This is a genomic window from Chryseobacterium aquifrigidense (assembly GCF_006716485.1).
GTDB classification, from domain to species: Bacteria; Bacteroidota; Bacteroidia; order Flavobacteriales; family Weeksellaceae; genus Chryseobacterium; species Chryseobacterium vietnamense.
On the sequence record NZ_VFPD01000001.1, the window covers coordinates 51,343 to 77,024 of the forward strand.

25 protein-coding genes are annotated in these 25,682 nt (G+C 36.3%); 15 read left to right on the forward strand and 10 right to left on the reverse strand.

Annotated elements, in window-relative coordinates; translation table 11 throughout:
• Nucleotides 1-119: 119 nt before the first annotated feature.
• Nucleotides 120-785 carry a DUF2461 domain-containing protein gene (locus FB551_RS00250; RefSeq protein ID WP_047433124.1) on the reverse strand — a complete coding sequence of 222 codons (666 nt, stop codon included), beginning with the start codon at nucleotides 783-785 and terminating at the stop codon, nucleotides 120-122.
• 408 nt (nucleotides 786-1,193) lie between these two features.
• Here FB551_RS00250 and FB551_RS00255 point away from each other — a divergent pair, with 408 nt between their 5' ends.
• The 7 genes from FB551_RS00255 (at nucleotide 1,194) to FB551_RS00285 (ending at nucleotide 8,229) form a co-directional block, all read left to right on the forward strand.
• On the forward strand, nucleotides 1,194-2,891 hold the full coding sequence (locus tag FB551_RS00255) for a DEAD/DEAH box helicase (RefSeq protein ID WP_047433121.1): 1,698 nt from the start codon (nucleotides 1,194-1,196) through the stop codon (nucleotides 2,889-2,891).
• Nucleotides 2,892-3,042: 151 nt separating this feature from the next.
• A complete protein-coding gene (locus FB551_RS00260; protein ID WP_027374906.1) occupies nucleotides 3,043-3,681 on the forward strand; it encodes a DUF47 domain-containing protein in 639 nt (212 codons plus the stop codon).
• Nucleotides 3,682-3,694: 13 nt separating this feature from the next.
• The gene (locus FB551_RS00265; protein ID WP_034700227.1) at nucleotides 3,695-4,837 is read left to right on the forward strand and encodes an inorganic phosphate transporter; all 1,143 of its coding nucleotides are present in this window, start codon (nucleotides 3,695-3,697) and stop codon (nucleotides 4,835-4,837) included.
• A gap of 101 nt (nucleotides 4,838-4,938) precedes the next feature.
• A complete protein-coding gene (locus FB551_RS00270) occupies nucleotides 4,939-5,910 on the forward strand; it encodes a polyprenyl synthetase family protein (RefSeq protein WP_047433116.1) in 972 nt (323 codons plus the stop codon).
• 76 nt (nucleotides 5,911-5,986) lie between these two features.
• Nucleotides 5,987-6,937, forward strand: coding sequence for a GSCFA domain-containing protein (locus FB551_RS00275; protein WP_142013903.1), 951 nt, complete (start codon nucleotides 5,987-5,989; stop codon nucleotides 6,935-6,937).
• Complete coding sequence (locus tag FB551_RS00280; RefSeq protein WP_142013906.1) at nucleotides 6,938-7,459, forward strand: DUF4269 domain-containing protein; 522 nt, start codon at nucleotides 6,938-6,940, stop codon at nucleotides 7,457-7,459.
• Between the two features lie 5 nt (nucleotides 7,460-7,464).
• Complete coding sequence (locus tag FB551_RS00285; protein ID WP_142013909.1) at nucleotides 7,465-8,229, forward strand: TatD family hydrolase; 765 nt, start codon at nucleotides 7,465-7,467, stop codon at nucleotides 8,227-8,229.
• A 57-nt stretch (nucleotides 8,230-8,286) separates the two neighbouring features.
• Here the strand turns inward: FB551_RS00285 and FB551_RS00290 are convergent, their stop codons facing one another.
• The 6 genes from FB551_RS00290 to FB551_RS00315 all read right to left on the reverse strand — a co-directional run bounded on the left by FB551_RS00290 (nucleotide 8,287) and on the right by FB551_RS00315 (nucleotide 13,595).
• The gene (locus tag FB551_RS00290) at nucleotides 8,287-9,591 is read right to left on the reverse strand and encodes a DEAD/DEAH box helicase (protein ID WP_142013913.1); all 1,305 of its coding nucleotides are present in this window, start codon (nucleotides 9,589-9,591) and stop codon (nucleotides 8,287-8,289) included.
• 179 nt (nucleotides 9,592-9,770) lie between these two features.
• On the reverse strand, nucleotides 9,771-10,409 hold the full coding sequence (locus tag FB551_RS00295) for a porin family protein (RefSeq protein ID WP_142013915.1): 639 nt from the start codon (nucleotides 10,407-10,409) through the stop codon (nucleotides 9,771-9,773).
• Between the two features lie 96 nt (nucleotides 10,410-10,505).
• Entirely contained in the window at nucleotides 10,506-10,997 is a 492-nt protein-coding gene (locus FB551_RS00300; RefSeq protein WP_142013919.1) for a DUF6438 domain-containing protein, read from the reverse strand.
• 272 nt (nucleotides 10,998-11,269) lie between these two features.
• Nucleotides 11,270-12,253, reverse strand: a complete 984-nt coding sequence (gene obgE / locus FB551_RS00305; protein WP_047433097.1) for a GTPase ObgE — start codon at nucleotides 12,251-12,253, stop codon at nucleotides 11,270-11,272.
• Between the two features lie 56 nt (nucleotides 12,254-12,309).
• A complete protein-coding gene (locus FB551_RS00310; protein WP_047374143.1) occupies nucleotides 12,310-12,888 on the reverse strand; it encodes an adenylate kinase in 579 nt (192 codons plus the stop codon).
• Between the two features lie 152 nt (nucleotides 12,889-13,040).
• Entirely contained in the window at nucleotides 13,041-13,595 is a 555-nt protein-coding gene (locus FB551_RS00315) for a phosphoribosyltransferase (protein WP_047433094.1), read from the reverse strand.
• Nucleotides 13,596-13,995: 400 nt separating this feature from the next.
• On the opposite strand from FB551_RS00315, the gene FB551_RS00320 reads away from it, so the two are divergent.
• On the forward strand, nucleotides 13,996-15,585 hold the full coding sequence (locus tag FB551_RS00320; protein ID WP_142013923.1) for an ABC-F family ATP-binding cassette domain-containing protein: 1,590 nt from the start codon (nucleotides 13,996-13,998) through the stop codon (nucleotides 15,583-15,585).
• A gap of 195 nt (nucleotides 15,586-15,780) precedes the next feature.
• Here the strand turns inward: FB551_RS00320 and FB551_RS00325 are convergent, their stop codons facing one another.
• From FB551_RS00325 to FB551_RS00335, 3 genes are read right to left on the reverse strand one after another with little or no spacing between them, the layout of a single operon-like run.
• Entirely contained in the window at nucleotides 15,781-16,338 is a 558-nt protein-coding gene (locus FB551_RS00325; RefSeq protein WP_047433089.1) for an AAA family ATPase, read from the reverse strand.
• A 54-nt stretch (nucleotides 16,339-16,392) separates the two neighbouring features.
• Nucleotides 16,393-17,316: an alpha/beta fold hydrolase gene (locus FB551_RS00330; protein ID WP_142013926.1), complete on the reverse strand. Its 924-nt coding sequence runs from the start codon at nucleotides 17,314-17,316 to the stop codon at nucleotides 16,393-16,395.
• Between the two features lie 13 nt (nucleotides 17,317-17,329).
• A complete protein-coding gene (locus FB551_RS00335; protein ID WP_142013929.1) occupies nucleotides 17,330-17,914 on the reverse strand; it encodes a hypothetical protein in 585 nt (194 codons plus the stop codon).
• Between the two features lie 178 nt (nucleotides 17,915-18,092).
• On the opposite strand from FB551_RS00335, the gene FB551_RS00340 reads away from it, so the two are divergent.
• The 7 genes from FB551_RS00340 to lepB all read left to right on the forward strand — a co-directional run bounded on the left by FB551_RS00340 (nucleotide 18,093) and on the right by lepB (nucleotide 25,627).
• Nucleotides 18,093-19,379, forward strand: a complete 1,287-nt coding sequence (locus FB551_RS00340) for an adenylosuccinate synthase (protein ID WP_047433086.1) — start codon at nucleotides 18,093-18,095, stop codon at nucleotides 19,377-19,379.
• A gap of 320 nt (nucleotides 19,380-19,699) precedes the next feature.
• Nucleotides 19,700-20,545, forward strand: a complete 846-nt coding sequence (locus tag FB551_RS00345) for an energy transducer TonB (RefSeq protein ID WP_142013932.1) — start codon at nucleotides 19,700-19,702, stop codon at nucleotides 20,543-20,545.
• Nucleotides 20,546-20,709: 164 nt separating this feature from the next.
• Nucleotides 20,710-21,483: a ParA family protein gene (locus FB551_RS00350; protein WP_002981269.1), complete on the forward strand. Its 774-nt coding sequence runs from the start codon at nucleotides 20,710-20,712 to the stop codon at nucleotides 21,481-21,483.
• A 69-nt stretch (nucleotides 21,484-21,552) separates the two neighbouring features.
• Nucleotides 21,553-22,443, forward strand: a complete 891-nt coding sequence (locus FB551_RS00355; protein WP_047433079.1) for a ParB/RepB/Spo0J family partition protein — start codon at nucleotides 21,553-21,555, stop codon at nucleotides 22,441-22,443.
• On the forward strand, nucleotides 22,444-23,082 hold the full coding sequence (locus FB551_RS00360) for a DUF5683 domain-containing protein (protein WP_142013934.1): 639 nt from the start codon (nucleotides 22,444-22,446) through the stop codon (nucleotides 23,080-23,082).
• Nucleotides 23,083-23,143: 61 nt separating this feature from the next.
• Nucleotides 23,144-23,845, forward strand: a complete 702-nt coding sequence (gene dapB / locus FB551_RS00365) for a 4-hydroxy-tetrahydrodipicolinate reductase (protein WP_142013937.1) — start codon at nucleotides 23,144-23,146, stop codon at nucleotides 23,843-23,845.
• Nucleotides 23,846-23,980: 135 nt separating this feature from the next.
• Nucleotides 23,981-25,627, forward strand: coding sequence for a signal peptidase I (lepB, locus tag FB551_RS00370; protein ID WP_047433069.1), 1,647 nt, complete (start codon nucleotides 23,981-23,983; stop codon nucleotides 25,625-25,627).
• Nucleotides 25,628-25,682 lie beyond the last annotated feature (55 nt).

Consider the following 25,682-nt stretch of genomic DNA (forward strand, 5'->3'; position numbering starts at 1 on the left):
TCACAGAGACACCTGTATCCCTTGGATATCTCTTTTATAAGATTCTAAAGACTATAATTTCAGCAAGAAAGCACCAATATTCTGTAAAATGAGTGTCCTGTGGTTAAAAATAGAGCTGTCTACCGAAAAGGTGTATTCAGAAAATCATTGAAAGGTTTCATCAGTTTGAAAACTTTGGTCATGTTTTTCACTGCATTTTTGTCCAGAACTTCTTCGTCTTTCAGAGAATATACCACAATAAAGTTTTTAAGTTTCAGGTATTCTCCCATTGGATCTTCCTTTTCAAAACCCTGAGGGATTTTTTTCAGTTTATCGTCCTGATCAAGCTCTGGGAAATGCTTTTTGAAATCTTTATGATTGAGAATCTTCAGAAAGTCGTCTCCATATAAAGAAATCTCCTTACGGACTTCTTTCAGTACCGAAGATTCCGGCATGTAGATTCCTCCTGCTAAAAAGGATTTTCCAGGTTCCATGTGAAGATAGTAACCTCCTTTCTGATTTCCTTTTCCCATTCCCAGAGAAGCACCAAAATTGGTTTTGTATGGAGATTTATCCTTCGAAAAGCGCGTGTCTCTGTAAATTCTGAACAAAGCTTTTTTACTGTCTATTTTAGCAAGTTCTTCATCAAAACCGGACATCTCTTTGATGAGTTCGTCTAAGAACGAAACTACATTCTGCTGAGATGCAGTGTACAGGGTTTTATTTTCATTAAACCACTCGCGGTTATTGTTTTTATTTAATTTGTTTAAAAAATCAAATGTTTTGGAAGATATAGTTGCAGACATGTTGTGAAAGGTGTTTTTTTATTGTTGTTAAGTGATATTCAGGACAGTTTCTGAGCTAGAACCTTTATTCCGAACCTTGTAACCCGAATTTCACAACTCAAATGTACAAAAACTATTACTTAACGGACAATATTTCAATGGCGCTTAATAGGAATATCAAATAGAAAAATTTCCTTTTAATGGCATTATTTTTAAAAATTTATAAATAACATGGAAAAAATTAATCCAATTTAATAAAAAAAAATAATGTTTAACAACTTTTTAAACTAAGGCTTCTTTTTTTAGGTTTAATTTTCCAAAATTCAAAGATATATTAAAGGATTGTGAATTTAAGTTTGCATATTTAAAAATTTATTCAAAAACAAATCAAATATTTATTGTATCTTTGCAAAAATTTTAAAATAGTTAATGAATTTATTTACGGAAACCAATTTAAGTCCTGATATCCTTAAGGCAATTGGCGAACTGGGTTACGAAAGCCCAACAGAAATCCAAAAACAGACTATCCCTTTTATTCTTTCAGATATTCGCGACTTGATCGCACTTGCGCAGACAGGGACAGGCAAAACAGCAGCGTTTTCGCTTCCGATTTTGGATATGATTGACGATACGAGTCGCAAAATCCAATTATTGGTGCTTTGTCCGACACGGGAATTATGTCTTCAGATTTCGAAGGACATAAAGAATTACTCTAAGTATATGAAAGACATCAAGACAACTGCGGTTTATGGTGGAAGTAGTATTGTAGAGCAGATGAGATCTTTAAAGGACAAACCACAGATTATTGTGGGAACTCCGGGAAGAGTAATTGATCTTATCAACAGAAAAGCACTGGACTTCTCTGCGATTCATTGGTTAGTATTAGACGAAGCTGATGAAATGCTTTCTATGGGATTCAAGGACGAATTGGAAACCATTCTAAGCGAAACTCCGGAAACAAAACAAACTTTCTTATTCTCTGCAACGATGAATAAAGAAGTGGAAAGAATTTCCAAAAATTATCTTACAAAACCTCATCGTATTTCAGTAGGTTCTATCAACGAAGTGAAAAAGAACATTACTCACGAATACTATGTTGTAGGATACCGTCAGAAAAAAGAAGCATTAAAGAGACTTATCGATGCAAACCCTAACCAGTATTCCATTATCTTCTGCAGAACGAGAATGGAAACTCAGGAGGTAGCCGATTTCTTAATGCAGAACGGATATGCAGCTGATGCTCTTCATGGTGATCTTTCTCAGGCACAGAGAGATACGGTAATGAAGAAATTCAGATTGAAAAACATCGATATTCTTGTGGCAACAGACGTTGCAGCAAGAGGATTGGATGTAAACTCTTTAACTCACGTTATTCACTTCTCTTTACCAGATGATCCTGAAGTATTTGTTCACAGAAGTGGTAGAACAGGTAGAGCTGGAAAAGACGGTATTTCTATGGCTTTAATAAAGCCTGAAGAAAGCAGAAAACTGAAACAGATCAAATCTGCAACGAAAATTGAAATTAACGAGAAATTCATCCCTACAGGTGAAGATATTATCAAAGCTCAGGTAGGTGGTGTATTCGAGAAATTATTAACGGAGCACGAAGATCTTTTTGAATTTGATGATAGCTTAATCCCGGATCTGAGCAACTTTACAAAAGAAGAATTGGTACACCAGCTTCTACAGTTCCAGTTGAAAGATCTTGCTTTATACTACAAAGACAAGCATGACCTTGTTGAGCAGAAATTAAGCAGCAGAGACGATGACTATTCTAGAAGAGATCGTGGGCGTGAAAGAGACAGAGATAGAGGTCGCGACAGAGATCGTGGACGTGAAAGAGACAGAGATCGTGGTGGAAAGCCGAGAAGAAGAGATGAAAACATGGTAAGATTCTTCTTCAACCTTGGTAAAAAAGACCATTTAAAGAAACTTGATGTTTTAGATATTATCAACAAAGCTACTGCTGGCGGAAAAACCAAGAAAAGAGCTGAAATCGGAGATATCGAAATCTTAGAGAAATTCTCTTTCTTCGAAGTTGAAAAATCGTTCAAAGATAATGTGTTGAGCAATATTCAATCGATGAAGTTCAAAGGAAAAGATATGAGAGCTGAAGTAGCAAACTAATCTCTTCTTATACCATACAAAACCGGCAGTAATGCCGGTTTTTTTATTTGATAATCAGCAGTTAAGCGAATGTTAACAAAACTTAATGTTATATAGTTTCACGTGCAATCCTTTTTTAAGAAATTTGCACACGAATTATAAATACTAAAAAATGGGAATTGGTAATATTTTCCACGCTTTTCAACCAAAAGATAAAATCTTCTTTGTACTTTTCGAAAAAGTAACTGAAAATCTAGTTGCAATGTCAGAAGAATTCAACACTGGAATCAAGGATTTCGATCTTAATGACGATTCAATGTTGAAGAAAATGAGCGACTTCGAACACAAGAATGATGAACTTACTCACGAAATTTTCGTAGAATTAGGGAAGAACTTCATTACACCTTTTGACCGTGAAGACATTCACACACTGGCAACAGGGCTTGATGATATCGCTGATTATATCTACGCATCCACAAAATATATTTTCCTTTACAAATCACCTGAGATGAAGGCGTATTCAGACTTCTCTTTACTGATCCACAAAGCATGTCTTGAAATCCAGAACGCCATGAAAAACCTTAAAGGGTTCAAAAATATGGAACAGGTGAAAGAAGCTTGTATTAAGGTGAACTCTATTGAGAATATTGCTGACGATTTGCTTTCCAATTCAATGGTAGAATTATTTGAAACCAATGATGCGATCAACATTATTAAAGTTTCATCTGTATTGAACTACCTTGAAATTGTAACGGACAAAGCAGAAGATGTTGCCAATACGATTGAGAACATCATGATTAAATACGCCTAATACATAGCAAAAAATGGAATTTCCGATTTTACTTGTAGTTATTATTGCGCTGGCCCTAATCTTCGATTATATCAATGGTTTCCATGATGCTGCCAACTCAATTGCAACTATAGTTTCTACAAAAGTTTTAACTCCATTCCAGGCTGTACTTTGGGCGGCACTTTGGAACTTTGCAGCTTTCTTTATTGCTGCTTACATTATTGGAGAATTCAAAATTGGTAATACAATTGCCAAAACAGTTAATGAAAATTTTATCACTCTTGAGGTTATATTTTCCGGCCTTATTGCCGCAATTGCCTGGAACCTTTTGACATGGTGGTTCGGGATCCCTTCATCATCTTCACATACGTTGATCGGAGGTTTCTTAGGAGCAGCTCTTATGCACGCTTTCATGATGGATTATCATGATGTAGCTGCAGCACAGCCCGGGCTTGGGATGTGGGATACTATTAAAGAAGCTTTCAGCCAGGTAACGCAGCAGGGTGTAGTAAAGTTTGATAAAGTAATTCCTATCTTCCTGTTTATTTTCATGGCACCGATCATAGGGATGATTATCTCGATCATTATTACCTTGATTATCGTGCACCTTTACAAAAGATCAAACCCACACAAAGCAGACCAGTCTTTCAAAAGATTACAGCTGGCTTCATCAGCCTTATTCAGCTTGGGACACGGTTTGAATGACGCACAGAAAGTAATGGGGATCATTGGTGCCGCAGTAATCTATTATCACGTTAATATGCTTCAGGATGCGCAGTATCTGAATATTCCTTCTGCAGAACGTTTTGATTATTTTGCGCAGCATTATATCTGGGTTCCTTTGGTTTCTTTCCTTGCCATTGGTTTAGGTACCATGAGTGGTGGTTGGAAGATCATCAAAACAATGGGAACAAAGATTACCAAGGTAACTTCATTAGAAGGAGTAAGTGCAGAAACGGCAGGTGCTATTACCTTATTCATCACAGACCACTTCGGTATTCCTGTATCTACTACACACACGATTACAGGTTCTATCATCGGGGTAGGATTAACGAAAAGAATTTCAGCAGTAAGATGGGGAATCACCGTAAGCTTACTTTGGGCTTGGGTTTTAACCATTCCAATCTCTGCAATAGTAGCGGCAATTACTTATCTTGCAGTAACCTTCCTTTTCTAAAAAACAAATCATATTATTATATAAACTTTGTCCATTTGGGCAAAGTTTTTTGTTTTATAAAGCCTTGAAAAATTGTATTTTTGTTCAAATTATAAGATTTTATGGAATTTTTAGACAGATACCAGCAGATTGTTGCAGATGCCATCACTAAATATACTTTTAAAGATAAACCTTCGGAGCTCTATGACCCGATGAACTATATTATTTCCCATGGTGGAAAACGTCTTCGTCCTATCATGGTACTTATGGCATGTGAGATGTTCGGTGGTGATCTTAAGCAGGCAATCAAGCCAGCCTTGGCTATCGAGTTTTTCCATAACTTCACCCTGATCCATGATGATATTATGGATGAAGCTCCTCTAAGAAGAAACAAGCCTACTATTCATACTTTACACGGTCTTAATGTAGGAATTCTTTCCGGAGACGGACTGATGCTGAAAGCCTATAAGTTCTTTGAGGATCTGGAACCTGAAATCTTCAAGGCATGTATCAGAATATTTACCCACACAGGACTTCTGTTATGCGAAGGACAGCAGTATGATATTAATTTTGAAACTCAGGAAGATGTTACTTTTGATGACTATATCAGAATGATTACTTATAAAACCGGGGTATTGAGTGCTTCTTCATTTGAAATCGGAGCTTTGATTGCAAAAGCAGATTTTAAAGATGCAAAAGCTATTTTCAATTTCGGAAAACATATCGGGATTGCATTCCAGATTATGGATGATTATCTTGATGTATTCGGAGATCAGGCGCAGTTTGGGAAAAAACATGCAGGAGATATTTATGAAAACAAGAAAACTGTTCTGTATCTGTTAGCAAGAGAACATGCTACCGATGAAGAAAGAAAAGAACTGGATTACTGGTATTCTAAGAAGACTGAAAATGTGGACAAGGTTTACGGAGTAGAAAAGATTTTCAGAAGAACGAAAGTAGATGAAAAAGCATTACGCTTGATTGAAAAACATAATGAGATCGGACAAAGTTATCTTCAGAAAATTGATGTGCCGGAAGAAAAGAAAAAACCTTTTATCGAACTGGCAAATTATTTGTTGAGAAGAGAAAGTTAATATAGGTAGCAGATGGTAGGTAGCAGGTAACAGCAATTTACCCGCTGCTTATTTCCTGCCACCTAACCCTTATACAATGAAATTCAGAACAGAAGTTGATATTCCCGCATCAGAAAATAAGATTGAAATTGAAGATAAAATATTTTCAATAGGTTCATGTTTTGCCTCTGAAATGACGGATTTACTGCAAGACGGACAACTTCAGACCCTCAACAACCCTTTTGGGACAATTTTTAATCCTTATTCCATCAATCATGCCATCAACAGATTACATGATTCTGCATTTTACGAAGAAGAGGAACTGATCACTTACAATGAAGAATATATCTCACTGGATCATCATACCAGTTTTGATACCCGCTATATTCATCAGACCTTAGATAAGATTAACGGAGCTATTGAAGCGGGAAATGCCTTTCTTCAGGAAGCTGACTGGATTATTATCACCTACGGATCTTCATTTATCTATGAATTCCTTCCCAAGAAAAAGCTGGTGGCCAACTGTCACAAAATTCCGCAAAAGTTTTTTGAGAAAAGACTGCTATCTCATCAGGAACTTACCAGTTCAATTTACCAAACCATTCTGGATCTTAAAGATATTTGTAAAGAAGGAGTACAAATCCTGTTTACCGTTTCACCTGTAAGGCATACCAGGGATGGAATGGTAGAAAATCAGTTAAGTAAATCCAAATTAATCACTGCTATCCACGAGTCTATTTCCCTCTTTGAAGACTGTCATTATCTGCCTGTCTATGAGATTTTGATGGATGATCTCCGGGATTACCGTTTTTACAAAGAAGATATGATCCATCCCAGCACCCAGGCGGTTAATTATATATTTGAGAAATTCGGAAAATCTTATTTTTCAGAAGAAACTCAGGACTTTATCAAAGAAAATTTTAAGATTATCAAAGCTCTTGAACATAAGACCAGTGATAAGAAAGATCCAAAGTTTATCGAATTCAGAGAAAAACTGGATCAGAGAATTGAAGTGCAGCGCAAAAAGGTAAAACATAAAATATTTTAAATGCCTGATTTTACCAGAATTGATTATCTGAAAGATGGAAATGAAAGACAGAAAAGGGCTTATGAAGTCCTTAAAAAATATCGTGTCTTCGAGAAGCTGGAAGATTATTCCCCGATTTTGGCAGGAACTGTTCCTATAGAAATTGATATCAAAGAAAGCGATTTGGATCTTATTTTTGAAGTGGATTTAAAATTTGAACAAGACTTTCTGGATGATTTACTATTTTGTCAGTTGATTCCTCAAGACGCAGAAGTGGAACACCCCATCGTAAACGGTGAAGAATGCATTACTTTAAATTTTATATTGGAAGGGTTTCCCATTGAAATTTTTGGACAGAATAAGCCTACTACAGAGCAGAATGCCTATCTTCATATGATTGCCGAATACAAAATATTACAGGAAAAAGGAGAGAAATTTAAACAAAAAATAATAGAACTTAAAAAGCAAGGAATAAAGACAGAACCCGCCTTCGGAATATTGCTGGGACTTGAAAATCCTTACGAAGATCTATTGAAATTTTAAATAAAATGATTGATACACATACACATCTATACGCAGAAGAATTTGATGAAGACAGAAAAGAAGCTATTCAGAGAGCTTTAGATAAAGGAATTACAGAATTTTATCTTCCGGCAATCGATTCTGAATCGCACGAAAAAATGCTGCAGCTGGAAACAGAATATCCGGGACATATTTTTTCAATGATGGGATTACATCCTTGCTATGTAAAACCTGAATCATGGGAAAAAGAACTTGAAATCGTAAAAAATTATCTTGATCAGAGACATTTTCCTGCAATAGGAGAGATCGGAATAGATCTGTACTGGGATAAAACAACCCTTGATATCCAGGTGAAAGCTTTCGAACAGCAGATTGACTGGGCGATAGAAAAAGACCTTCCGATTGTGATTCATACAAGAGAAAGTTTTGATGAAACATTTGAGGTACTGGAAAGAAAAAGACATACGAAATTAAGAGGAATCTTTCATTGTTTTTCAGGGAATCTTGAACAGGCACAACATGCCATTGATCTTAATTTTATTTTAGGGATCGGTGGAGTAGTGACTTTTAAAAATGGAAAAATAGACCAGTTTCTGAATGAAGTTCCACTGGATAAAATCGTTCTGGAGACAGATTCTCCTTACCTTGCGCCGGTTCCGCACAGAGGAAAAAGAAATGAAAGCTCTTACCTTGATCTGGTTGCTGGAAAACTGGTGAATATTTATGGGAAAGATTTTTCTGAGATAGACCGCATTACGACAGAAAATGCAAAGAATATTTTTAAGGTATAAAGTTCTGAACTTTAAGATAAATAAAAACCCTTTTCGTTTTGAAAAGGGTTTCGTTTTTTATTTTTTTCTGGTGAAATTCTTATTCTTAGGTTTTTTAAACCCTACTGAAGCTCCCGCTGCAGGTTTTTTACGGTTATTATTTGACCTTGAATTATTACTGTTTCCTGTTTTAGGTTTCTCACCACCAGCATGAACAGGTTTGTTATTCGAATCCCTTTTCTGTGCAACCAGGTCATCAGTATGGAACGGGTGATCCTTGATGACAGGAATTTTCTTTCCAATTAGCTTTTCTGTATTTTTTAAATTCAAAAGGTCAAGTCCATCCACAAAAGATATAGAATTACCTTCGGCTCCGGCTCTTCCTGTTCTTCCGATTCTGTGTACATAGGTTTCAGAAACATCAGAAAGCTCAAAATTGATCACGAACTTCAATTCGTCAATATCAATCCCTCTGGCAGCAATATCCGTCGCTACAAGAACTCTTGTTTTTCCGGATTTGAAATTATTCAGCGCATTTTGTCTCGCATTCTGAGATTTATTACCATGAATTGCTTCTGCGGAGATATTGTCTTTCTGCAGCTTTCTGGAAATCTTATCTGCACCGTGTTTCGTTCTGGCAAAAACCAATACAGAGTCTGAAATATCATTTTGAAGAATATGAGAAAGCAAATTCAGTTTGTTGTCTTTTTCTACAAAATATACAGATTGTTTGATGGTGTCTGCAGTAGAAGAAACCGGAGTTACCTCTACCTTTACCGGATTATTCAGGATAGAATTAGCCAGTTTCTGAATTTCAGTCGGCATTGTTGCTGAAAAGAATAAAGTTTGTCTTCTCTGAGGTAAAAGTTTAATGATTCTTTTTACATCATGTACAAAACCCATATCCAGCATTCTGTCTGCCTCATCAAGAACAAAAATCTCAAGATTTTTCAGGCTGATGATTCCTTGTGCAATAAAGTCCAGAAGTCGTCCTGGTGTTGCCACCAGAATATCAACACCTTTTCTCAAAGCTGCCTCCTGATTTCCTTGTTTTACCCCACCGAAAATAACAAGTTGCTTTAAGGGAAGATATTTACCATAAGCATTAATGTTTTCCTCAATCTGAATCGCCAGTTCTCTGGTTGGAGTAAGGATTAATGCTTTTATATGTTTATTGGGAATTTTATTTTTGGATAAATTCTGTAGAATAGGGATGGAAAAAGCTGCCGTCTTTCCTGTTCCTGTCTGTGCACAACCTAAAAAGTCTCTGCCTTCCAGGATATCAGGAATAGATCTTTCCTGGATAGGAGTAGGAGTCGTGTATCCCTGTTCCTGAATTGCTTTTGCAATAGGTTCTATTAAGTTTAAGTCTGTAAAATTCAAATGAATTATTTTAAAATTTAAATAAAAATTCCTTCAGTCTGAAAGAATTACATTCTGCAAAGGTAGTCTAAATATTTTTAAGTATCTTATTCCACTTTTTTTAGACTTATTGCCCATTGAAAAACAGAAATGGCAACCCGAATGTGAGCCGCCATTTTTTTCTGTTACATATCTGCAGTTTATTTAAATCTATATCCTATACCAGCCTGAAGAAATCCAATTTTTGTAGGAACTGCATTGCTTTTATTCATTTCTATAAAATTTAAATTGTATCTGGCGTCAACAAAAAACTTTTGATTAATCTTATATTCCGCCCCTAGAAAAGGGAATAAATTCAAGGTTTTTAAAGATTCGTAATTGTGTGTTTCAGCCTCATTAAAAACAGTATTCATTTTTACTTTGGATGATATATTAAATCCTAAGTTCATCCCTACAGAAGCAGAAAGCTCTGGAACAATATAATATTTTACTGAGATGGGAACCTGTATCTGATTGAATTTGTAATCAAAGTGCATGTCACCCACGTTTACCACTTCATTGCCTACCAACTCATACCAGGGATAAGCGTCTTTACCACCCAATTGAGTATACAGTAATTCAGCCTGTAAGCCGAACTTAGCAGATAAAGGCTGCTCTGCTACGATACCTGCATAAAAATAGGATTTCGAGTCCAGAGCGGTTCCAAAAAACTTCATGTTGGATAGGGAATATCCTCCTTTTACCCCAAAGCTCATAGATGCCGGATCTTTTGTGGTTTCCTGTGCATTAAATATTGCAGTGAAAGCAAATACTGCAATGAAAAAAATGTTCTTCTTCATATTTATTTTTAAATGATTAAAAGTTTTTACAAAAAAATAATTCCTCCAAAGGAAGGAATTACTGTTACAAAGATAATTTAAATATTTTTAGTGAAGCTATTTCACTTTATCCCATTGTTGATTCTTTCTTAAGTTTTCAAAAAACTGATACACTTCCGAAAGCTTTTCACTTCCACGTTTTCCATAATCTTCTACATTTTTTGAAGTTCCGTCAGTGAATTGCACTCTTAAGTAGGAAGTCGGAAGATCGGTAATATTGTGTTCACCGTATTTGTCATTTAAACCTTTTACATTTAAAGCATCAAGTAAACTGATTAATTTATTATAATCCTCTTCTTTGATGGTTCCTTTAAAAGTTCCTTCACGCGGCTTTGAAAACTCATCTTTTGAAGGCTTATCATTAAAATTAAAATGTTCCGCTTCAAAAACTGCAGTTCTGTCCGGATTGATTGTCATTTTAAAAACAGGGCAGAATCCAAAACATGGAGTAGCCTCATATTCAATTTTAGTATATTTTGAATTTACTTTTTGGGAAGTTGTACAGGATGTCAACAACACAAATGCAAAAATAGCTAGCAAATATTTCATAGTTTTTTCAATTTGAATGAATCTCCCAATAATTGTTCCAAACGATAAAGCCTTTTTTTATTTTTATGTTAAATATAAAAAAGCTTTATGCTTATAACCAATGATTCATCTTAACTATACTTTATTTCTTAAGCGCTACTTAATGGTTTAAAATATTGAGAGAGAGAAAAATAGAGGTAGCTCTATGAAAAAACAGCCTCAGGTTCTCCTAAGGCTGTTTTTATGCTGCAGTTCTATTTAATGAAAAATATAACTGATAAATCAATGTATTTCTATCCGTGCAATTGTTTCCAGATCGCATCTTTCAGCTCCATAAGGCCTTCTCCGGTAACACCTGAGAAGAACAGAGGCTGTTTGTTTTCCGGGAACTCTGCTGCAATTTCTTTTTTCAGCTCATCATCCAGAAGATCAGACTTTGAAACGGAAACAATGAAATCTTTATCCAGAAGTTCAGGATTGTACTCCTTCAGCTCATTTTCAAGAATTTTAAACTCCTGGAAATGATTTTCAGAATCGGCCGGAATTAAGAATAGAAGGATAGAATTTCTTTCAATATGTCTCAGGAATCTGTGTCCTAAGCCTTTCCCTTCTGCTGCTCCTTCAATAATCCCTGGAATATCAGCCATTACAAATGATTTGTAATTTCTGTAATCTACAATCCCAAGGTTAGGAGTTAAGGTAGTAAAAGCATAATTGGCAATTTTTGGTTTTGCCGCAGAAACAGATGCTAAAAGTGTAGATTTTCCAGCGTTTGGAAATCCAACAAGTCCTACATCGGCCAAAATTTTAAGTTCGAAGACCACATAGCCTTCTTCACCATCCATTCCCGGTTGAGCATATCTTGGGGTCTGATTGGTAGAGGATTTGAAATGTTCGTTTCCTTTTCCACCTTTCCCTCCTTGCATCAAAATGATTTCCTGCTTGTCATCAAGAATTTCTCCGATAATTTCACCTTCTTCATTTTTAGCGATAGTCCCAATAGGCACATCGATATAAATATCAGAACCGTCAGCTCCTGTCAGCTGGTTTTTCGCTCCGTTTTCACCTCGTTCTGCTTTTATGTGACGGGTATATCGGAGTGGAAGCAAAGTCCATTCATTAGCATTTCCTCTCATGATGACGTGTCCGCCACGACCTCCGTCGCCACCGTCAGGACCACCTTTAGGAATATACTTTTCACGGCGAAGGTGGGCAGAACCAGCACCTCCGTGTCCGCTTTTACAATGGATCTTTACGTAATCTACAAAGTTAGACATATAGTTTGTGTTGCGGGTTGCAGGGATGAAACTTCTTATCCCTTGCTATATCCCGATTATTTAATTTTCTCTACCTCAGCGAAAAGTTTTTGGGAAATCTCATCAATTTCTCCAACACCGTTTACCTCTACATATTTACCCTGCTGCTTATAAAGCTCGGCAACTTCTGCTGTTTTGGTATAATATTCTTTAATTCTGTTTTCGATGATCTCTACATTGCTGTCGTCTGATCTTCCGCTGGTTTCTCCTCTTTTCAGAAGTCTTTCAACCAAAATTTTGTCCTCTACCACCAATGAAAGACAGATATCTATATCATCATTCAGTACTTCTTTAACGATCGTTTCCAAAGCTTCTGTCTGAGCAGTTGTTCTTGGGTACCCGTCAAAAATAAAACCGTTGGTATCAGTAGGTTTTTTGATCTCGTCGATCAGCATATCTGTTGTTACCTGATCCGGAACCAATTCTCCCTTATCGATGTATGACTTAGCCAGTTTTCCAAGTTCAGTGTCATTTTTCATATTGTATCTGAAAAGATCACCTGTTGAAACCTGTTTTAAATTGAATTTCTCGATTAGATTCTGAGCTTGTGTTCCTTTTCCACTTCCTGGAGGGCCGAACAGAACAATGTTTATCATAATGTTGATACGCTTCCAGCAATGGGCATTTTGCTTCTGGCTCGTGGCTTTTGGCGGTTTGCTTTTTTGCTTTCAGCTTTTTTAAGTTATTATTAAATTTATTTCTTTATATAATTTTAAGCTAAAAGCTATCAGCTAATAGCCAACAGCGTTTAATGGTTGATTTGTCCGTCTTCCAGCTGATATAAATTTGGAAGGTTTCTTCCCAATTCATCATAATCCAGTCCGTATCCAAGTACAAATTTGTTTGGAATTTCCTTTCCGATATAATCCAGTTTGAAATCTTTCTTGTAAATTTCTGGTTTCAATAAGAAACTAGCCAGTTTTACAGATTTAGGACGTTGTGTTTCTTTGAAATATTTGAAAAGACTTTCAACCGTATTTCCTGTATCTACGATATCCTCAACAATAATAATATGACGGTCTCTTACGTCTTTAGTCAACTCCATTTTCTGATAAACAATCCCTGTAGACTCAGTTCCTACATAAGAACTCATTTGAATAAAGGCAATTTCGCATTCCCCCGGGTAATATTTTAAAAGATCTGAGAAGAACATTACCACCCCATTTAAAACCCCAATGAAAACTGGAACCTCATCCTTGTAATCTTCATAAATTCTTAACGCTGTCTCTTTTACAATTTCCTGAATTTCGGCATCCTTTAAATAAGGAACGAAAGTTTTGTCGTGAACTTTAATGCTTTCCATAAAATTTTTAGTAGTTGGCAAAGTTACGGATTTTTGATTAAAATACTTTCCTGTTTTTATCAGTTTGAAAGTTAAAGGATGTTGCAAGAGCAAAACTGAATATTATAACGAAGGGTGTTTAAATAGTAATAATGAAAAGATTTTTAATGAGATAGAATGATATAGCCTTAAATAAAGGATCCAGAAAGTAATTAAAAAAGACAGGTGTTTGAAATCAAGAACAAAAAGATGATGATAAATGTCCTGTTGATTGATGAAGAAATGAATATTCCGGAAAATGACTATCTTTGTTCTTTCAAAACCCAAAAATACAGACATGTAGGATACAATTTCTTTCAGATTCAATAAAAACGGTAACGGAAATGTTACTGGTATTCAACCATTATTTAAGAAAGAAATCATGATTTTACTGCAAAATATATCCTTTGGGTTTCCGGGAGGAAATCTTCTATTCAATCATATCAATTTAACAATACAGTCTTCTGCCAAATCTGCTTTGGTAGGAAGTAATGGTATGGGGAAATCAACCCTGCTGAAAATTATCGCGGGGGAAATACAGCCTCTCAACGGCAATATCAATATCCAGGGTAATATCTTTTATGTACCGCAGATGTTAGGGAATTATAATCATCTTACCATTGCAGAATGTCTGAAAATAGATAAGAAACTGCAGGCTCTCCAAAAAATTACCAACGGAGAGGTAGACGAAATTTATTTTGAAACACTTAATGACGACTGGGACATTGAAGAACGATGCCAACATGCCCTGGAACATTGGGGACTCCATAATTTTGAATTACATCAAAAACTGGAAGGCCTGAGTGGCGGACAGAAGACAAAAGTTTTTCTTGCCGGAATTCAGATCAATCATCCTGATATTATCATTTTGGATGAACCGACCAATCATCTGGATAGTGAAGGAAGAAAGCTTCTGTATGACCTTATTGACAAAACAAATGCAACAGTGGTTATAGTAAGCCACGACCGTACTTTGCTGAATCTTGTGGACACTATATTCGAATTAAGTAATCAGGGAATTGCTGCTTATGGTGGAAATTATGACTTCTATGCAGAGCAAAAAGAAGTGGAGGAAGAAGCGTTACATAATGATATCCATTCCAAAGAACGTGCTTTGAAAAAAGCAAAAGAAAAAGAACGGGAAACATTGGAAAGAAAGCAAAAGCTGGATGCAAGAGGTAAAGGAAAGCAGGAGAAATCCGGAGTCGCCAGAATTATGATGAATACACTTCGGAATAATGCTGAAAAAAACAGTTCAAAACTTAAAGGTGTACATGCTGAGAAAATCAGTGGGATTTCCGGTGATTTGAGAGATCTTCGTTCCTCTTTAAAGAATTCTGATCAGATGAAAGTTAATTTTAATGATTCCAATCTGCATTCGGGAAAGATCCTTGTTGCTGCTGAAGAAGTTAATTTCATTTACGGAAAGGAAAAACTCTGGAAAAAAAATATCAGTCTTGAAGTGCGAAGCGGAGACCGAATATCAGTGAAAGGCTCAAACGGTTCCGGAAAAACTACGCTGATAAAGCTTCTGCTGGGAAATATTAAGCCTTCGGAAGGAAAAATAAACAAGACAGAATTCAACAGTATCTATATTGACCAGGAATATTCCCTGATTGATCATGATTCAACGCTTTATGATTTTGTACAGACTTTCAATGACAGTGCCATGCAGGAATCGGAAGTGAAAACATTATTGTCCAGATTTTTATTTTGGAAAGATACCTGGGACAAAAAATGTGGAATGCTAAGTGGCGGAGAGCGCTTACGGTTGCTTCTTTGCGGTCTTTCCATCAGTAATAAAGCACCCGATATGATCATCCTTGATGAACCTACCAATAACTTAGATCTCCAGAATGTGGAAATTCTCACCAATTCTATAAAAGATTATCAGGGAACATTATTGGTTATCTCCCATGATGAAGTTTTTCTGGAGGAGATTGGTGTGAATAGTGAGGTTTTGTTGGATTAAGAACTATAATGTAGTTGGTATTCAATAGGGGTGGGCTTTAGCCCGCCTTCAACATCAAAACAATTCCATCGGCTTTAGCCAAAACTTATCATAAGAAAACCTGGAAAAATTAATTTCCAGGTTTTTAATTTTTTATAATTTAATCGCATCCAGATAAATCGCACTTCAGTCATTGCGAGCAAAGCGAAGCAATCTCTATTTCACCTGCACATTTCCCTGTTTTATTGTATTCAGAATAGTTTCCATCTTTTGAGGCAGCTCATAATTGCCTGAAATTTCAATCAGAGGAGTGTTCATCTCAGACAGCCATTCAAGATGGGCTTTTAAAGTTCTGTTGGCAATACCGGTATGATGGTCATAATCTTTAGCCCAATCCATAAACTCCATAAACTTTTTGGCTCTTTCAGGATGGGTGATGATTTCTTCGCCATATCTTTCATGCTCTCTTTTTCGAAGCCTTGCCAGCCGTACATCTGGAGGAAGATAGAGGAAAATAATCAGGTCAAATGCAGGAAATATATTTTCACCCCAATGAATGATTGAACCGCCAAAAATCCAGTTTCTGGCAGTATGAAGTTTGTTTGAAATAATTGAATTTCTCGTTTCAGGGTTTTGTCTTTCTGTAAAAGGAATTGGTGTTGGAAGCCAGAAAAAATCATCACTATCGAAGTATTCAATATTGAGTTTTTCAGATAAGGCTTTTCCTAAAGTGGTCACTCCCGAACCGGAAGCTCCCAAAATATGTATTCTCATGATTTTTAAGTGTATTACATCAGCGAACTCTGCGAAATTTGCGGGAGATTCTTTTTATTTTGAAATCCATTCATCAATTTCCTTCAACACTTTTTCCCGTATTTTCTCATTTAAAATCTCATGACGCATTTCCGGATAGATCTTTACATCCACATGCTGGAAACCGTCCGCTTTTAAATGGTCAACAGTATGCATAACCCCTTTTCCAAAATCCCCGATCGGGTCATTCTGCCCGCTTACAAAAAGGAAAGGAAATGATTTAGAAATAGGCGCAGCCCAGTTTCTCGCTGTCGCTTTTTTATAAATGGTAAATAAAGTATAAAAAGCATTATGAGTAAACGGAATTCCACAAAGTTCATCCTGCTCAAAAGCTTTTCGGTTTTTAGAATTTACACTCAACCAGCTGGTATCACTGAAATCTTTATCTTTTTTAAAATGTTTGTTATTGACACTCGTGAAAACAGAATTCAAAAAAGTACGGTGACGAGGAGCAATAGCATTAGCTAATGACAAATACCCTCTCAATATATCGATTCCCGGCAACGGTCCGCCGGTTCCTGTAATGATAGCTCCTGCAAACTTACTGCTTGCCTTTTGAAGAAGACAGCGGGTAATGAAAGATCCCATAGAATGTCCCAGAATAAAATGGGGAGCATCCGGATATTGTTCTGCAAGATAATCAGCCATCATTTCGGCATCGGCAACAAGCCTTTCATCCGGTTTTTCAAGCTGAAAGAAACCAATGTCTTTTTTCTCTTTTACAGATTTTCCATGTCCCAGATGATCATAAGTCAATACAGCAATCCCATGAGCCGCAAAATATTCTGCAATCTCTGCATATCTTCCACTGTGTTCCTGCATACCGTGAACAATGAGAAGCGTGGCTTTTGCTGTCTCCGGGGAAAAGAGAGTATGAAAAAGCTGGGAGTTGCTGTTTATTTTTGATGGTAAATACGCAGATTTTTGTGATAGCTTCATAGTAATGGGAATATTATTTTATTTCAATATCTGGAAGTTTATAATTTCCAACCGTTTCAATTAATTTTGAAGAATTGGTTTTTAAATTATTAAAAAAAGAATCCATATTTTCCGGATACCCTCTTTCACTCAGTGCAAAAAGAAGAACGCCCTTATTCTTTGCATTACTAATGATTTTGTAGCGATAAATATTTCTTTCTGCAATGAGTATTTCCTTGCCGTCCTTTGAATTTTCACTGATAAGAAAATCTAAAATATATTCTTCCTTATTTTCAAAAACCTGATAACTGACAACTGGGTTGGCCTTTTTCATTTCCTGCAATTCAGTTACTTTTTGATCAACAACATCCTTGATATTAAAATCTCCTTTTATAAAGTCGATTAAAATCATACTGTTGTATTTATTGATGTTTTCATGGGAGCTTATATATTCCTGTTTAAAATAGTTTTCATTAGGATGTGAACTCCATACGAGATTATATTCCTTTTGATTCAGCTTAATGGGACCAGGTATATTTAGATAATCATTTACTTTATTTTGAGCGTTCACGTAAAGAAGAGGAATTATTAAAAGTAGAATCAGAATTTTAATTTTCATTTGTATAAATTTATAGTAAATATAATCCATTTTATATAGGTATGAAAGTAAAAAGATAGAAATGAAGTGATATTCAACCTCATGATTTTCACCCCAACCCAAAATAAATATCCTCTAGAATTTGGTCGTCATTTTTTTTAAAAGTAATTTTGCACGAATCTAAAAACAAAAGTAAAATATGTCAACTTATGTAGTTGTAGGTCTTCAGTACGGAGATGAAGGCAAAGGAAAAATCACGGATGTTTTATCAGCAAAATCGGACTATGTAGTACGTTTCCAGGGTGGAGACAACGCTGGTCACACGGTTTATGTGGGTGAAGAAAAATTCGTTTTGCACCTTCTTCCTTCAGGAGTTCTTCAATGCAAAGGGAAATGTATCATTGCGAACGGAGTAGTGGTAAACCCTAAGTCTTTCATTAAAGAAGTTGGTCAGATCGAGAGCAAAGGCTTGAGAACAGATCATATCTTTATCAGCAGAAGAGCGCATGTCATCATGCCTTACCACATCCTTTTGGATACTTACCGTGAAGAGGAACACGGAGGAACTCAGATCGGAACTACCAAAAAAGGAATCGGACCTTGTTATGAAGATAAAATTGCAAGAGTCGGGATCAGAATGGTAGACCTTTTAAATCCAGAAATTTTAAGAGATAAAATTGAGAAAAACTTAAAAGTTAAAAATTCTCTTTTTGAAAAATATTACGGAAAACCAACGTTAGACGTTGAAGAAATCTACAACGAATATTTAGCAATCGGAAAGCAGCTTCAGGACAGAATCGTTGATACTGAATTAGAGCTGAACGAAGCGATCAGAGACGGTAAAAACGTTTTATTCGAAGGAGCACAGGCATTAATGCTTGATATCGACTTCGGTACTTATCCATATGTAACTTCATCTTCTCCATCTACAGGAGGAGTTTGCTCAGGAGCAGGAGTTCCGCCAACATCACTTCAGAACCTTATCGGGGTGGCGAAAGCTTACTGTACAAGAGTTGGAAACGGTCCTTTCCCTTCTGAACTGGATAACGAACTGGGTGAAAAAATCAGACAGATCGGTGGTGAATTCGGAGCGACTACAGGAAGACCAAGAAGAACAGGTTGGTTAGACCTTGTTTCTTTAAAGCACGCTTGTATGATCAACGGTATCAACAACCTTGTGATCACTAAACTTGACGTTCTTACAGGAATTGAGAACCTGAAAGTGGTAACGCATTACAAAACTGAAGACGGAAAAATCATCGATTATTTCACTTCTTCAACAGAAAAACTGTACAACTACGAGCCAATCTATCAGGATTTACCAGGTTGGAGCGAAGACATTACTAAAGCAAGAAGCTATGATGAACTTCCTGACACTGCTCAGAAATACATCGAGTTTATTGAAAAATACTTAGGAATTAATGTTTATTTAGTTTCTGTAGGTCCTGAAAGAAGTCAGAACATCATCAGAAAAGAATTATTCTAATATTCTTAGAACATACAATAAAAAGAGATCATCATTGATGGTCTCTTTTTGTTTTTATGACCCTTGTCAAGGTTTTAAACCTTGACAAGGGTAAGATCTCGTTAAGTTTATTCCTCATTTACTTGAAAAGAAAGAACTCCTCTTTCTTCTTTAAACTTTCTATCTGTAAATGTTAAAATTTAAACATTGTCATAAAATTTTCTAATATTATGTTGTTTTGCTAAAATTTTGGCAGATGTTTTGATATTACAATATTGCTTATCGATAAGAGCTAACAAAACTAATAATCACAATTTTTAACAGTTTAAATAGTAGTAGTGATGAAACAACATAACCAAAACCAGGAATTTCGTTTTAACGAAGTTCTGTTTGAGCACCGCAATAAAGAATATGGTGCCTATGTATTAAGAAACGAATCAGATAGAATATTAACCAAAGCGCTTTTTATCGGAGCAAGTTTAATGGCAGCAGTATCCATTACACCATTTGTGATTTCAGCATTTAAGACAGCAGAAACAACAGATAAAATATGGGAACTCCCACCACCTGTAATCATTCCCGATGATCCTGTTGCACCTCCGGTTAAAATTACTCCGGTAAAGCCTGAAGCAGCACCCAATACAAAGACATTTAACAGTATAGTGCCTACGCCATCAAGTACAGCTCAGGATAATGTGAAAAAAGATCCCATTCCTGACGATGCTGTAGCCGGTTTTAAAGACAATTTTAAAGGAGAGCCGGTAACACCTAATACACCCAATGTTCCAACAGTATCGGTAGGAACAGGGCCTGTAATCAATACACAGCCACCAGTGATTTCTGATCCGGTGGATAAAAATAAAATTGCCGAGTCCGGAGAACTTGGGGTAGAAGCCAGTTTTGCGGGAGGAATAGACTCCTTCAGAAATAAAGTAATGAACAGCTTCGACGGTTCAGGATTTGAATCAGAAGATGTTGTAAAAACGACAGTTACCTTTATTGTAGAAATGGACGGAACCATCTCAGGGGTAAAAGCTAATGGAACCAACGCCGATTTTAATAATGAGGCAATGAGAACAATTAAAATGATTTCCAATAAAGGAAAATGGATTCCCGCCAAAAACAAAAAAGGAGAATTCGTTAGAAGTTATTTCAAATTTCCAATCTCCATGAGATTTGAGAATTAATATGAAAAAGTAAATTTCAAATAGTTATCCACAAAGAATTTTTTTTGTGGATAATTTTTTTTATCCTTAAATTGCTTATTAACAATATTTTAACTCAATTTTGATTTTCCCCACTCACCGAGAGCAAAGAAAAAAGTGTATTTTTGAAACTTAAAGTTCTAATAATGGCAAAAATCATAGGTATTGCTAATCAAAAAGGAGGTGTTGGTAAAACTACCACCGCTGTAAATTTGGCAGCAGCATTAGGAGTATTGGAAAAAAGAATATTAATCATTGATGCTGACCCTCAGGCGAATGCAACATCTGGCCTGGGTGTTGAAGATGTTCAGTATTCTACATATAATCTACTGGAGCACAGTGCGGATACAAGAGTTTGTATCAAAAGGACTGCGACTCCGAACCTGGATATTATTCCGTCACATATCGATCTGGTAGCAGCGGAAATTGAATTGGTAGACAAGGAAGACCGTGAATATATGCTGAAAAAAGCATTGGCAAGTGTAAGAGATGATTATGATTATATTATCATCGACTGTGCACCGAGTTTAGGTCTTATTACTGTAAATGCTCTTACTGCAGCAGATTCTGTAATCATTCCGATCCAGTGTGAGTATTTTGCATTAGAAGGACTTGGGAAATTGTTGAATACCGTTAAAAATGTTCAGAAGATCCACAATAAAGATCTTGGAATAGAAGGTCTTCTTTTAACCATGTATGACAGCCGATTGAGATTATCCAATCAGGTTGTTGAAGAAGTAAATCTGCACTTCCCTGAAATGGTATTTGAAACCATTATCAGCAGAAATGTAAGATTGAGTGAAGCGCCAAGTTTTGGAGAAAGTATTCTGAACTATGATGCAGAAAGTAAAGGAGCAGTTCAGTATATTCAGTTAGCTGAAGAAGTTCTTTTGAAGAATGAAAACTTAATAAAGAATTAAATTAATAATAAATGGCCAACAAGTGAATGCCAGGCATCACTTCTCAAACATCATTTATCAATTATATCTATGAAGGACAAAAAAAGAGCTATGGGACGCGGCTTGGGCGCCATTTTAAGTGCAGAATCCAAAGCAACTATCAATTCCGCTACTGATGAAGGAGCAGATAAGTTCGTGGGAAATATTGTAGAAGTTGCGCTTGAAGATATCTATCCGAACCCAACGCAGCCGAGAACTTATTTTGATGAAAAAGCATTAAACGAACTCGCACAGTCAATCAAAAACTTAGGGGTTATCCAGCCGATTACCCTGAGAAAAGACGGTGAAAAGTTTGAGATCATTTCCGGGGAAAGACGTTACAGGGCAACTAAAATTGCGGGTTTAACCACTATTCCTGCCTATATCCGTTTAGTCAATGACCAGGAGCTTCTTGAGATGGCTCTTGTTGAAAATATCCAGAGAGAAGATCTTGATGCTATCGAAATAGCATTAACTTATCACAGGCTTTTGGAGGAAATCGGTCTTACTCAGGAAAACCTGAGCCAGAGAATAGGGAAAGACAGAAGTACCATTACCAATTCTATCAGACTTTTAAGATTAAATCCGGATATTCAGAATGCCATCAGAAGCGGGGAAATTTCCGCAGGGCACGGAAGAGCTATTATCAGTCTTGAAAGCGAAGAAGATCAACAGGTTTTGTTTGATCTTATTATCAAAGAAAAATTAAACGTTCGCCAGGCTGAGCAGGCTGCTGCTGCACTGAAGAACCCAAAGTCTCCTGCTGCTAAAAAAGCAAAAGTGGAGCTTTCCAATAACTATAAAAAAGTCCAGAAGACCATTGCTGATATCTTAGACGTAAAAGTAGAGATCAAAGCTTCTGGAAATGGTAAAAAAGGTAAGATTGTTCTGGACTTCAAAAACGAAGAAGAGCTGGAATATATTTTATCCCATATTAAATAAATGAAGAAAATATTTTTCACATTTTTCTTGTGTATCGCTGTACTGGCTTACTCACAAGTAAATCCTATCGATACCGTTCGGATGCAGACTCTTCCGAAAGAAGAACCTCGTGTGGTAAAACCAAGCAAAACAGAAGCAAAGATTATTGAAGATCTTGAAAAAGCTAATGGTCCCACAGTAAAAACCATAAAGCTGAATCCTACCAGAGCGGGATTATATTCTGCAGTTTTACCTGGATTAGGACAGTTTTATAACAAAAAATACTGGAAAATTCCTATCGTTTGGGGAGCGGTAGGTGCAGGAGTTGGTATTGCCGTATGGAATGATAACCAATACAAAAAATACCGCGAGTATTACGTAGCGAAACTGAATGGTACTCCTAATGAATTTGTAGATAGCCACCCCTGGCTGGACAAAAGAGCATTGGGTAATGCACAGGACAGAGCCAAAAGGCAAAGGGATTATGCTATTGCTATTACAGGTCTGATCTATATTTTGAATATTGTAGACGCTGTAGTAGATGCCCACCTTTACGAAAGCCGCCATGATCCGGATTTGGTTTTTAAACCATCGGTTATTCAGGATCAGTATGGGTACAGTGCACCGAAAACAGGATTCAGTTTAAGTTACAGATTTTAAAAGACAATAGACCTGCAGAAATTCTGAGGATTGAATGCAGAATAAAAAATAAAAAGATTATATGAAAATAGCATTAGTTGGTTACGGTAAAATGGGTAAGATCATTGATGAGATCGCACAGAAGAGAGGTCATGAAGTAGTTGCCCGTCTGAAGGAAACCCCAACTGCTGAGAATCTTAATAATCCGGATGTTGTGATTGAATTTTCACTGCCGGAAGTGGCTTTTGAAAATATCAAAGCTTGTCTTGAAAATAAAATTCCGGTGATCTGCGGAACAACAGGATGGCTTGATCAAAAAGCTGAAATTGAAAAACTGGCTGTAGATAACGAAACAGCTTTCCTATATGGTTCCAACTTTAGTTTAGGCGTGAATTTATTCTTTGCTTTAAATGAAAAATTGGCAGCTCTGATGAAAAATGTAGATGAATACTCTTGTCAGCTTGAAGAGATTCACCATATTCATAAGAAAGATGCTCCAAGTGGAACCGCTATTTCCATCGCAGAAGGAATCATTCAAAACAATCCAAAGTTTGATGCCTGGAAACTGGAAGAAACAGAAGGTAAACAGCTTGGAATTTTCGCAATACGTGAAGATGAAGTTCCCGGAACACACAGCGTGTATTACAGAAGTGAGGTAGACGAAATCGAGATCAAGCATACCGCTTTCAACAGAAATGGTTTTGCACTGGGAGCTGTAGTAGCTGCTGAGTGGATTAAAGATAAAAAAGGAAACTTCGCAATGAAAGACGTTTTGGGGCTTTAATTTGTAACAAATTCTGTAAATTGCAGACCAATAAGCAGAAAATGATGACTAGTGAATTGTAAACAGCGGACTGCTTTTATCATTTATTACTCATCATTTTTATTATTTATATTATAAGAATAGGCACAAAAATTTATGAATTATTTTTTAACTTATACAGTATATGTCCTCATACTATCCATATTAATGGGGATTTCATCTTGGAAACTGTTCAAAAAAATGGGCTATAGCCCTTTATTTGCTTTTATCCCTTTCTACAACTATTTTATTATCCTGAAAGAAACAAAACATCCGAAATGGTGGGCAATCCTTTCTTATCTTCCGATAGTAGGGCCAATCATGATGTCTGTTTTCCACCTTTACTTAGTGAAGAAGTTTGGGAAAACACTTTTTAAAGATCAGATTCTTACCGTAATTCTGCCATTTATTTATATGGCGGTAATCAACTATTCTAAAGATGTAGAGTTAGAAGATGAAAATGCAAACGATCTGTTCCTTACAGATGAAGAAAAAAATGATAAGAAGAAAGATACATTCATTGGTTCCATTACCTTTGCCGTAGTTTTCGCTACCATTATCCACGTTTTTGTAACACAGCCTTTCGGGATTCCTACAGGATCTATGGAAAGAACATTATTGGTAGGTGATTTCCTTTTTGTAAACAAATGGAGCTACGGATACAGACTTCCCATGCGTCCGGTAGCAATACCTTTCCTTCAGGGAACGATTATGGATACAGGGCAGAAAGGGAATCCTAAAGATGATCCGAAATCTTATGTAGATGGAATAAAACTTCCTTATACAAGAATCTTACAATTCAACAAACCGCAGAAAAATGATGTAGTTGTTTTCAACTATCCTCAGGATTCCGTACACACGGCTATCGACAGAAAAGATCCTTACGTAAAGAGATGCGTGGCAACAGCTGGAGATACTTTTGAAATGAGAGCCGGAAGACTTTTCGTTAACGGAAAGCCGGAGACTGTTTTAGGAGATCAGGAAGTACAGCACAGATATATTGTAACAACGGATGCTCAATTGGATATCCCAACTTTATATAAAGCATATGGATTTTTACCCGTTCAGGAAGTACAGCAGAATAATGGAGGTTTCCTTTATGGATTCCAGGGCTTAACGGATAAAACGGCTAAAGAAATTAAAGAACTTCCTCACGTTATTGATATGAAGGAAGAGGTTTCACCAAAAGGAGAAGCCGCAGTATATTACAGAGACGAGGCTAAAACGAAGATAGATACTACACAATCTATTTTCCCAATCAACAAACCTTGGAACCAGGATTGGTACGGACCTGTCAGAATTCCCAAAAAAGGTGATGTGGTGGCAATCAATCAGGAAACACTTCCAATGTTCCAGTGGATTATTTCCGAATATGAGCACAACAGCCTGGAAAAGAAAGATGGGAAGATCTTTATTAATGGTAAAGAAGCGAACCAGTATACCATTCAGCAGGATTATTATATGATGATAGGGGACAACAGAGATGCATCATTGGATGCAAGATTCTTTGGTTTCGTTCCGGAAGAAAATATTGTTGGAAAACCGATGTTTACATGGATGAGTGTGCAGGGAGTATTCTCAGATGCAAGCTCAACGTATCAGGCCCCTAAAAAAATCCGTTGGGAAAGAATGTTCAAAGCCACCAATACAGGAGAATCCAATAAAACTTCTTACTGGTGGATTGCAGCGATGATCCTGATTTTATTCTTCGGATGGGATTATTTCATGAAATTATTCGGAAAGAAAAAAACTGAAGACGACTAATAGAAAAATTAAACTTAAAATAGAATGAAGTATTTGAAAAAATACTTCATTTTTG

Coding starts and splice junctions, on each gene's coding strand:
- FB551_RS00335 (WP_142013929.1), bottom strand. CDS start 17,914: ATGAAAATTAAAATTCTGATTCTACTTTTAATAATTCCTCTTCTTTAC.
- FB551_RS00345 (WP_142013932.1), top strand. CDS start 19,700: ATGAAACAACATAACCAAAACCAGGAATTTCGTTTTAACGAAGTTCTG.
- FB551_RS00250 (WP_047433124.1), bottom strand. CDS start 785: ATGTCTGCAACTATATCTTCCAAAACATTTGATTTTTTAAACAAATTA.
- FB551_RS00360 (WP_142013934.1), top strand. CDS start 22,444: ATGAAGAAAATATTTTTCACATTTTTCTTGTGTATCGCTGTACTGGCT.
- FB551_RS00310 (WP_047374143.1), bottom strand. CDS start 12,888: ATGATAAACATTGTTCTGTTCGGCCCTCCAGGAAGTGGAAAAGGAACA.
- FB551_RS00300 (WP_142013919.1), bottom strand. CDS start 10,997: ATGAAATATTTGCTAGCTATTTTTGCATTTGTGTTGTTGACATCCTGT.
- FB551_RS00325 (WP_047433089.1), bottom strand. CDS start 16,338: ATGAGAATACATATTTTGGGAGCTTCCGGTTCGGGAGTGACCACTTTA.
- dapB (WP_142013937.1), top strand. CDS start 23,144: ATGAAAATAGCATTAGTTGGTTACGGTAAAATGGGTAAGATCATTGAT.
- FB551_RS00285 (WP_142013909.1), top strand. CDS start 7,465: ATGATTGATACACATACACATCTATACGCAGAAGAATTTGATGAAGAC.
- FB551_RS00280 (WP_142013906.1), top strand. CDS start 6,938: ATGCCTGATTTTACCAGAATTGATTATCTGAAAGATGGAAATGAAAGA.
- FB551_RS00320 (WP_142013923.1), top strand. CDS start 13,996: ATGATTTTACTGCAAAATATATCCTTTGGGTTTCCGGGAGGAAATCTT.
- FB551_RS00265 (WP_034700227.1), top strand. CDS start 3,695: ATGGAATTTCCGATTTTACTTGTAGTTATTATTGCGCTGGCCCTAATC.
- FB551_RS00315 (WP_047433094.1), bottom strand. CDS start 13,595: ATGGAAAGCATTAAAGTTCACGACAAAACTTTCGTTCCTTATTTAAAG.
- FB551_RS00330 (WP_142013926.1), bottom strand. CDS start 17,316: ATGAAGCTATCACAAAAATCTGCGTATTTACCATCAAAAATAAACAGC.
- FB551_RS00340 (WP_047433086.1), top strand. CDS start 18,093: ATGTCAACTTATGTAGTTGTAGGTCTTCAGTACGGAGATGAAGGCAAA.
- FB551_RS00295 (WP_142013915.1), bottom strand. CDS start 10,409: ATGAAGAAGAACATTTTTTTCATTGCAGTATTTGCTTTCACTGCAATA.
- FB551_RS00260 (WP_027374906.1), top strand. CDS start 3,043: ATGGGAATTGGTAATATTTTCCACGCTTTTCAACCAAAAGATAAAATC.
- FB551_RS00275 (WP_142013903.1), top strand. CDS start 5,987: ATGAAATTCAGAACAGAAGTTGATATTCCCGCATCAGAAAATAAGATT.
- lepB (WP_047433069.1), top strand. CDS start 23,981: ATGAATTATTTTTTAACTTATACAGTATATGTCCTCATACTATCCATA.
- FB551_RS00355 (WP_047433079.1), top strand. CDS start 21,553: ATGAAGGACAAAAAAAGAGCTATGGGACGCGGCTTGGGCGCCATTTTA.
- FB551_RS00270 (WP_047433116.1), top strand. CDS start 4,939: ATGGAATTTTTAGACAGATACCAGCAGATTGTTGCAGATGCCATCACT.
- FB551_RS00255 (WP_047433121.1), top strand. CDS start 1,194: ATGAATTTATTTACGGAAACCAATTTAAGTCCTGATATCCTTAAGGCA.
- obgE (WP_047433097.1), bottom strand. CDS start 12,253: ATGTCTAACTTTGTAGATTACGTAAAGATCCATTGTAAAAGCGGACAC.
- FB551_RS00350 (WP_002981269.1), top strand. CDS start 20,710: ATGGCAAAAATCATAGGTATTGCTAATCAAAAAGGAGGTGTTGGTAAA.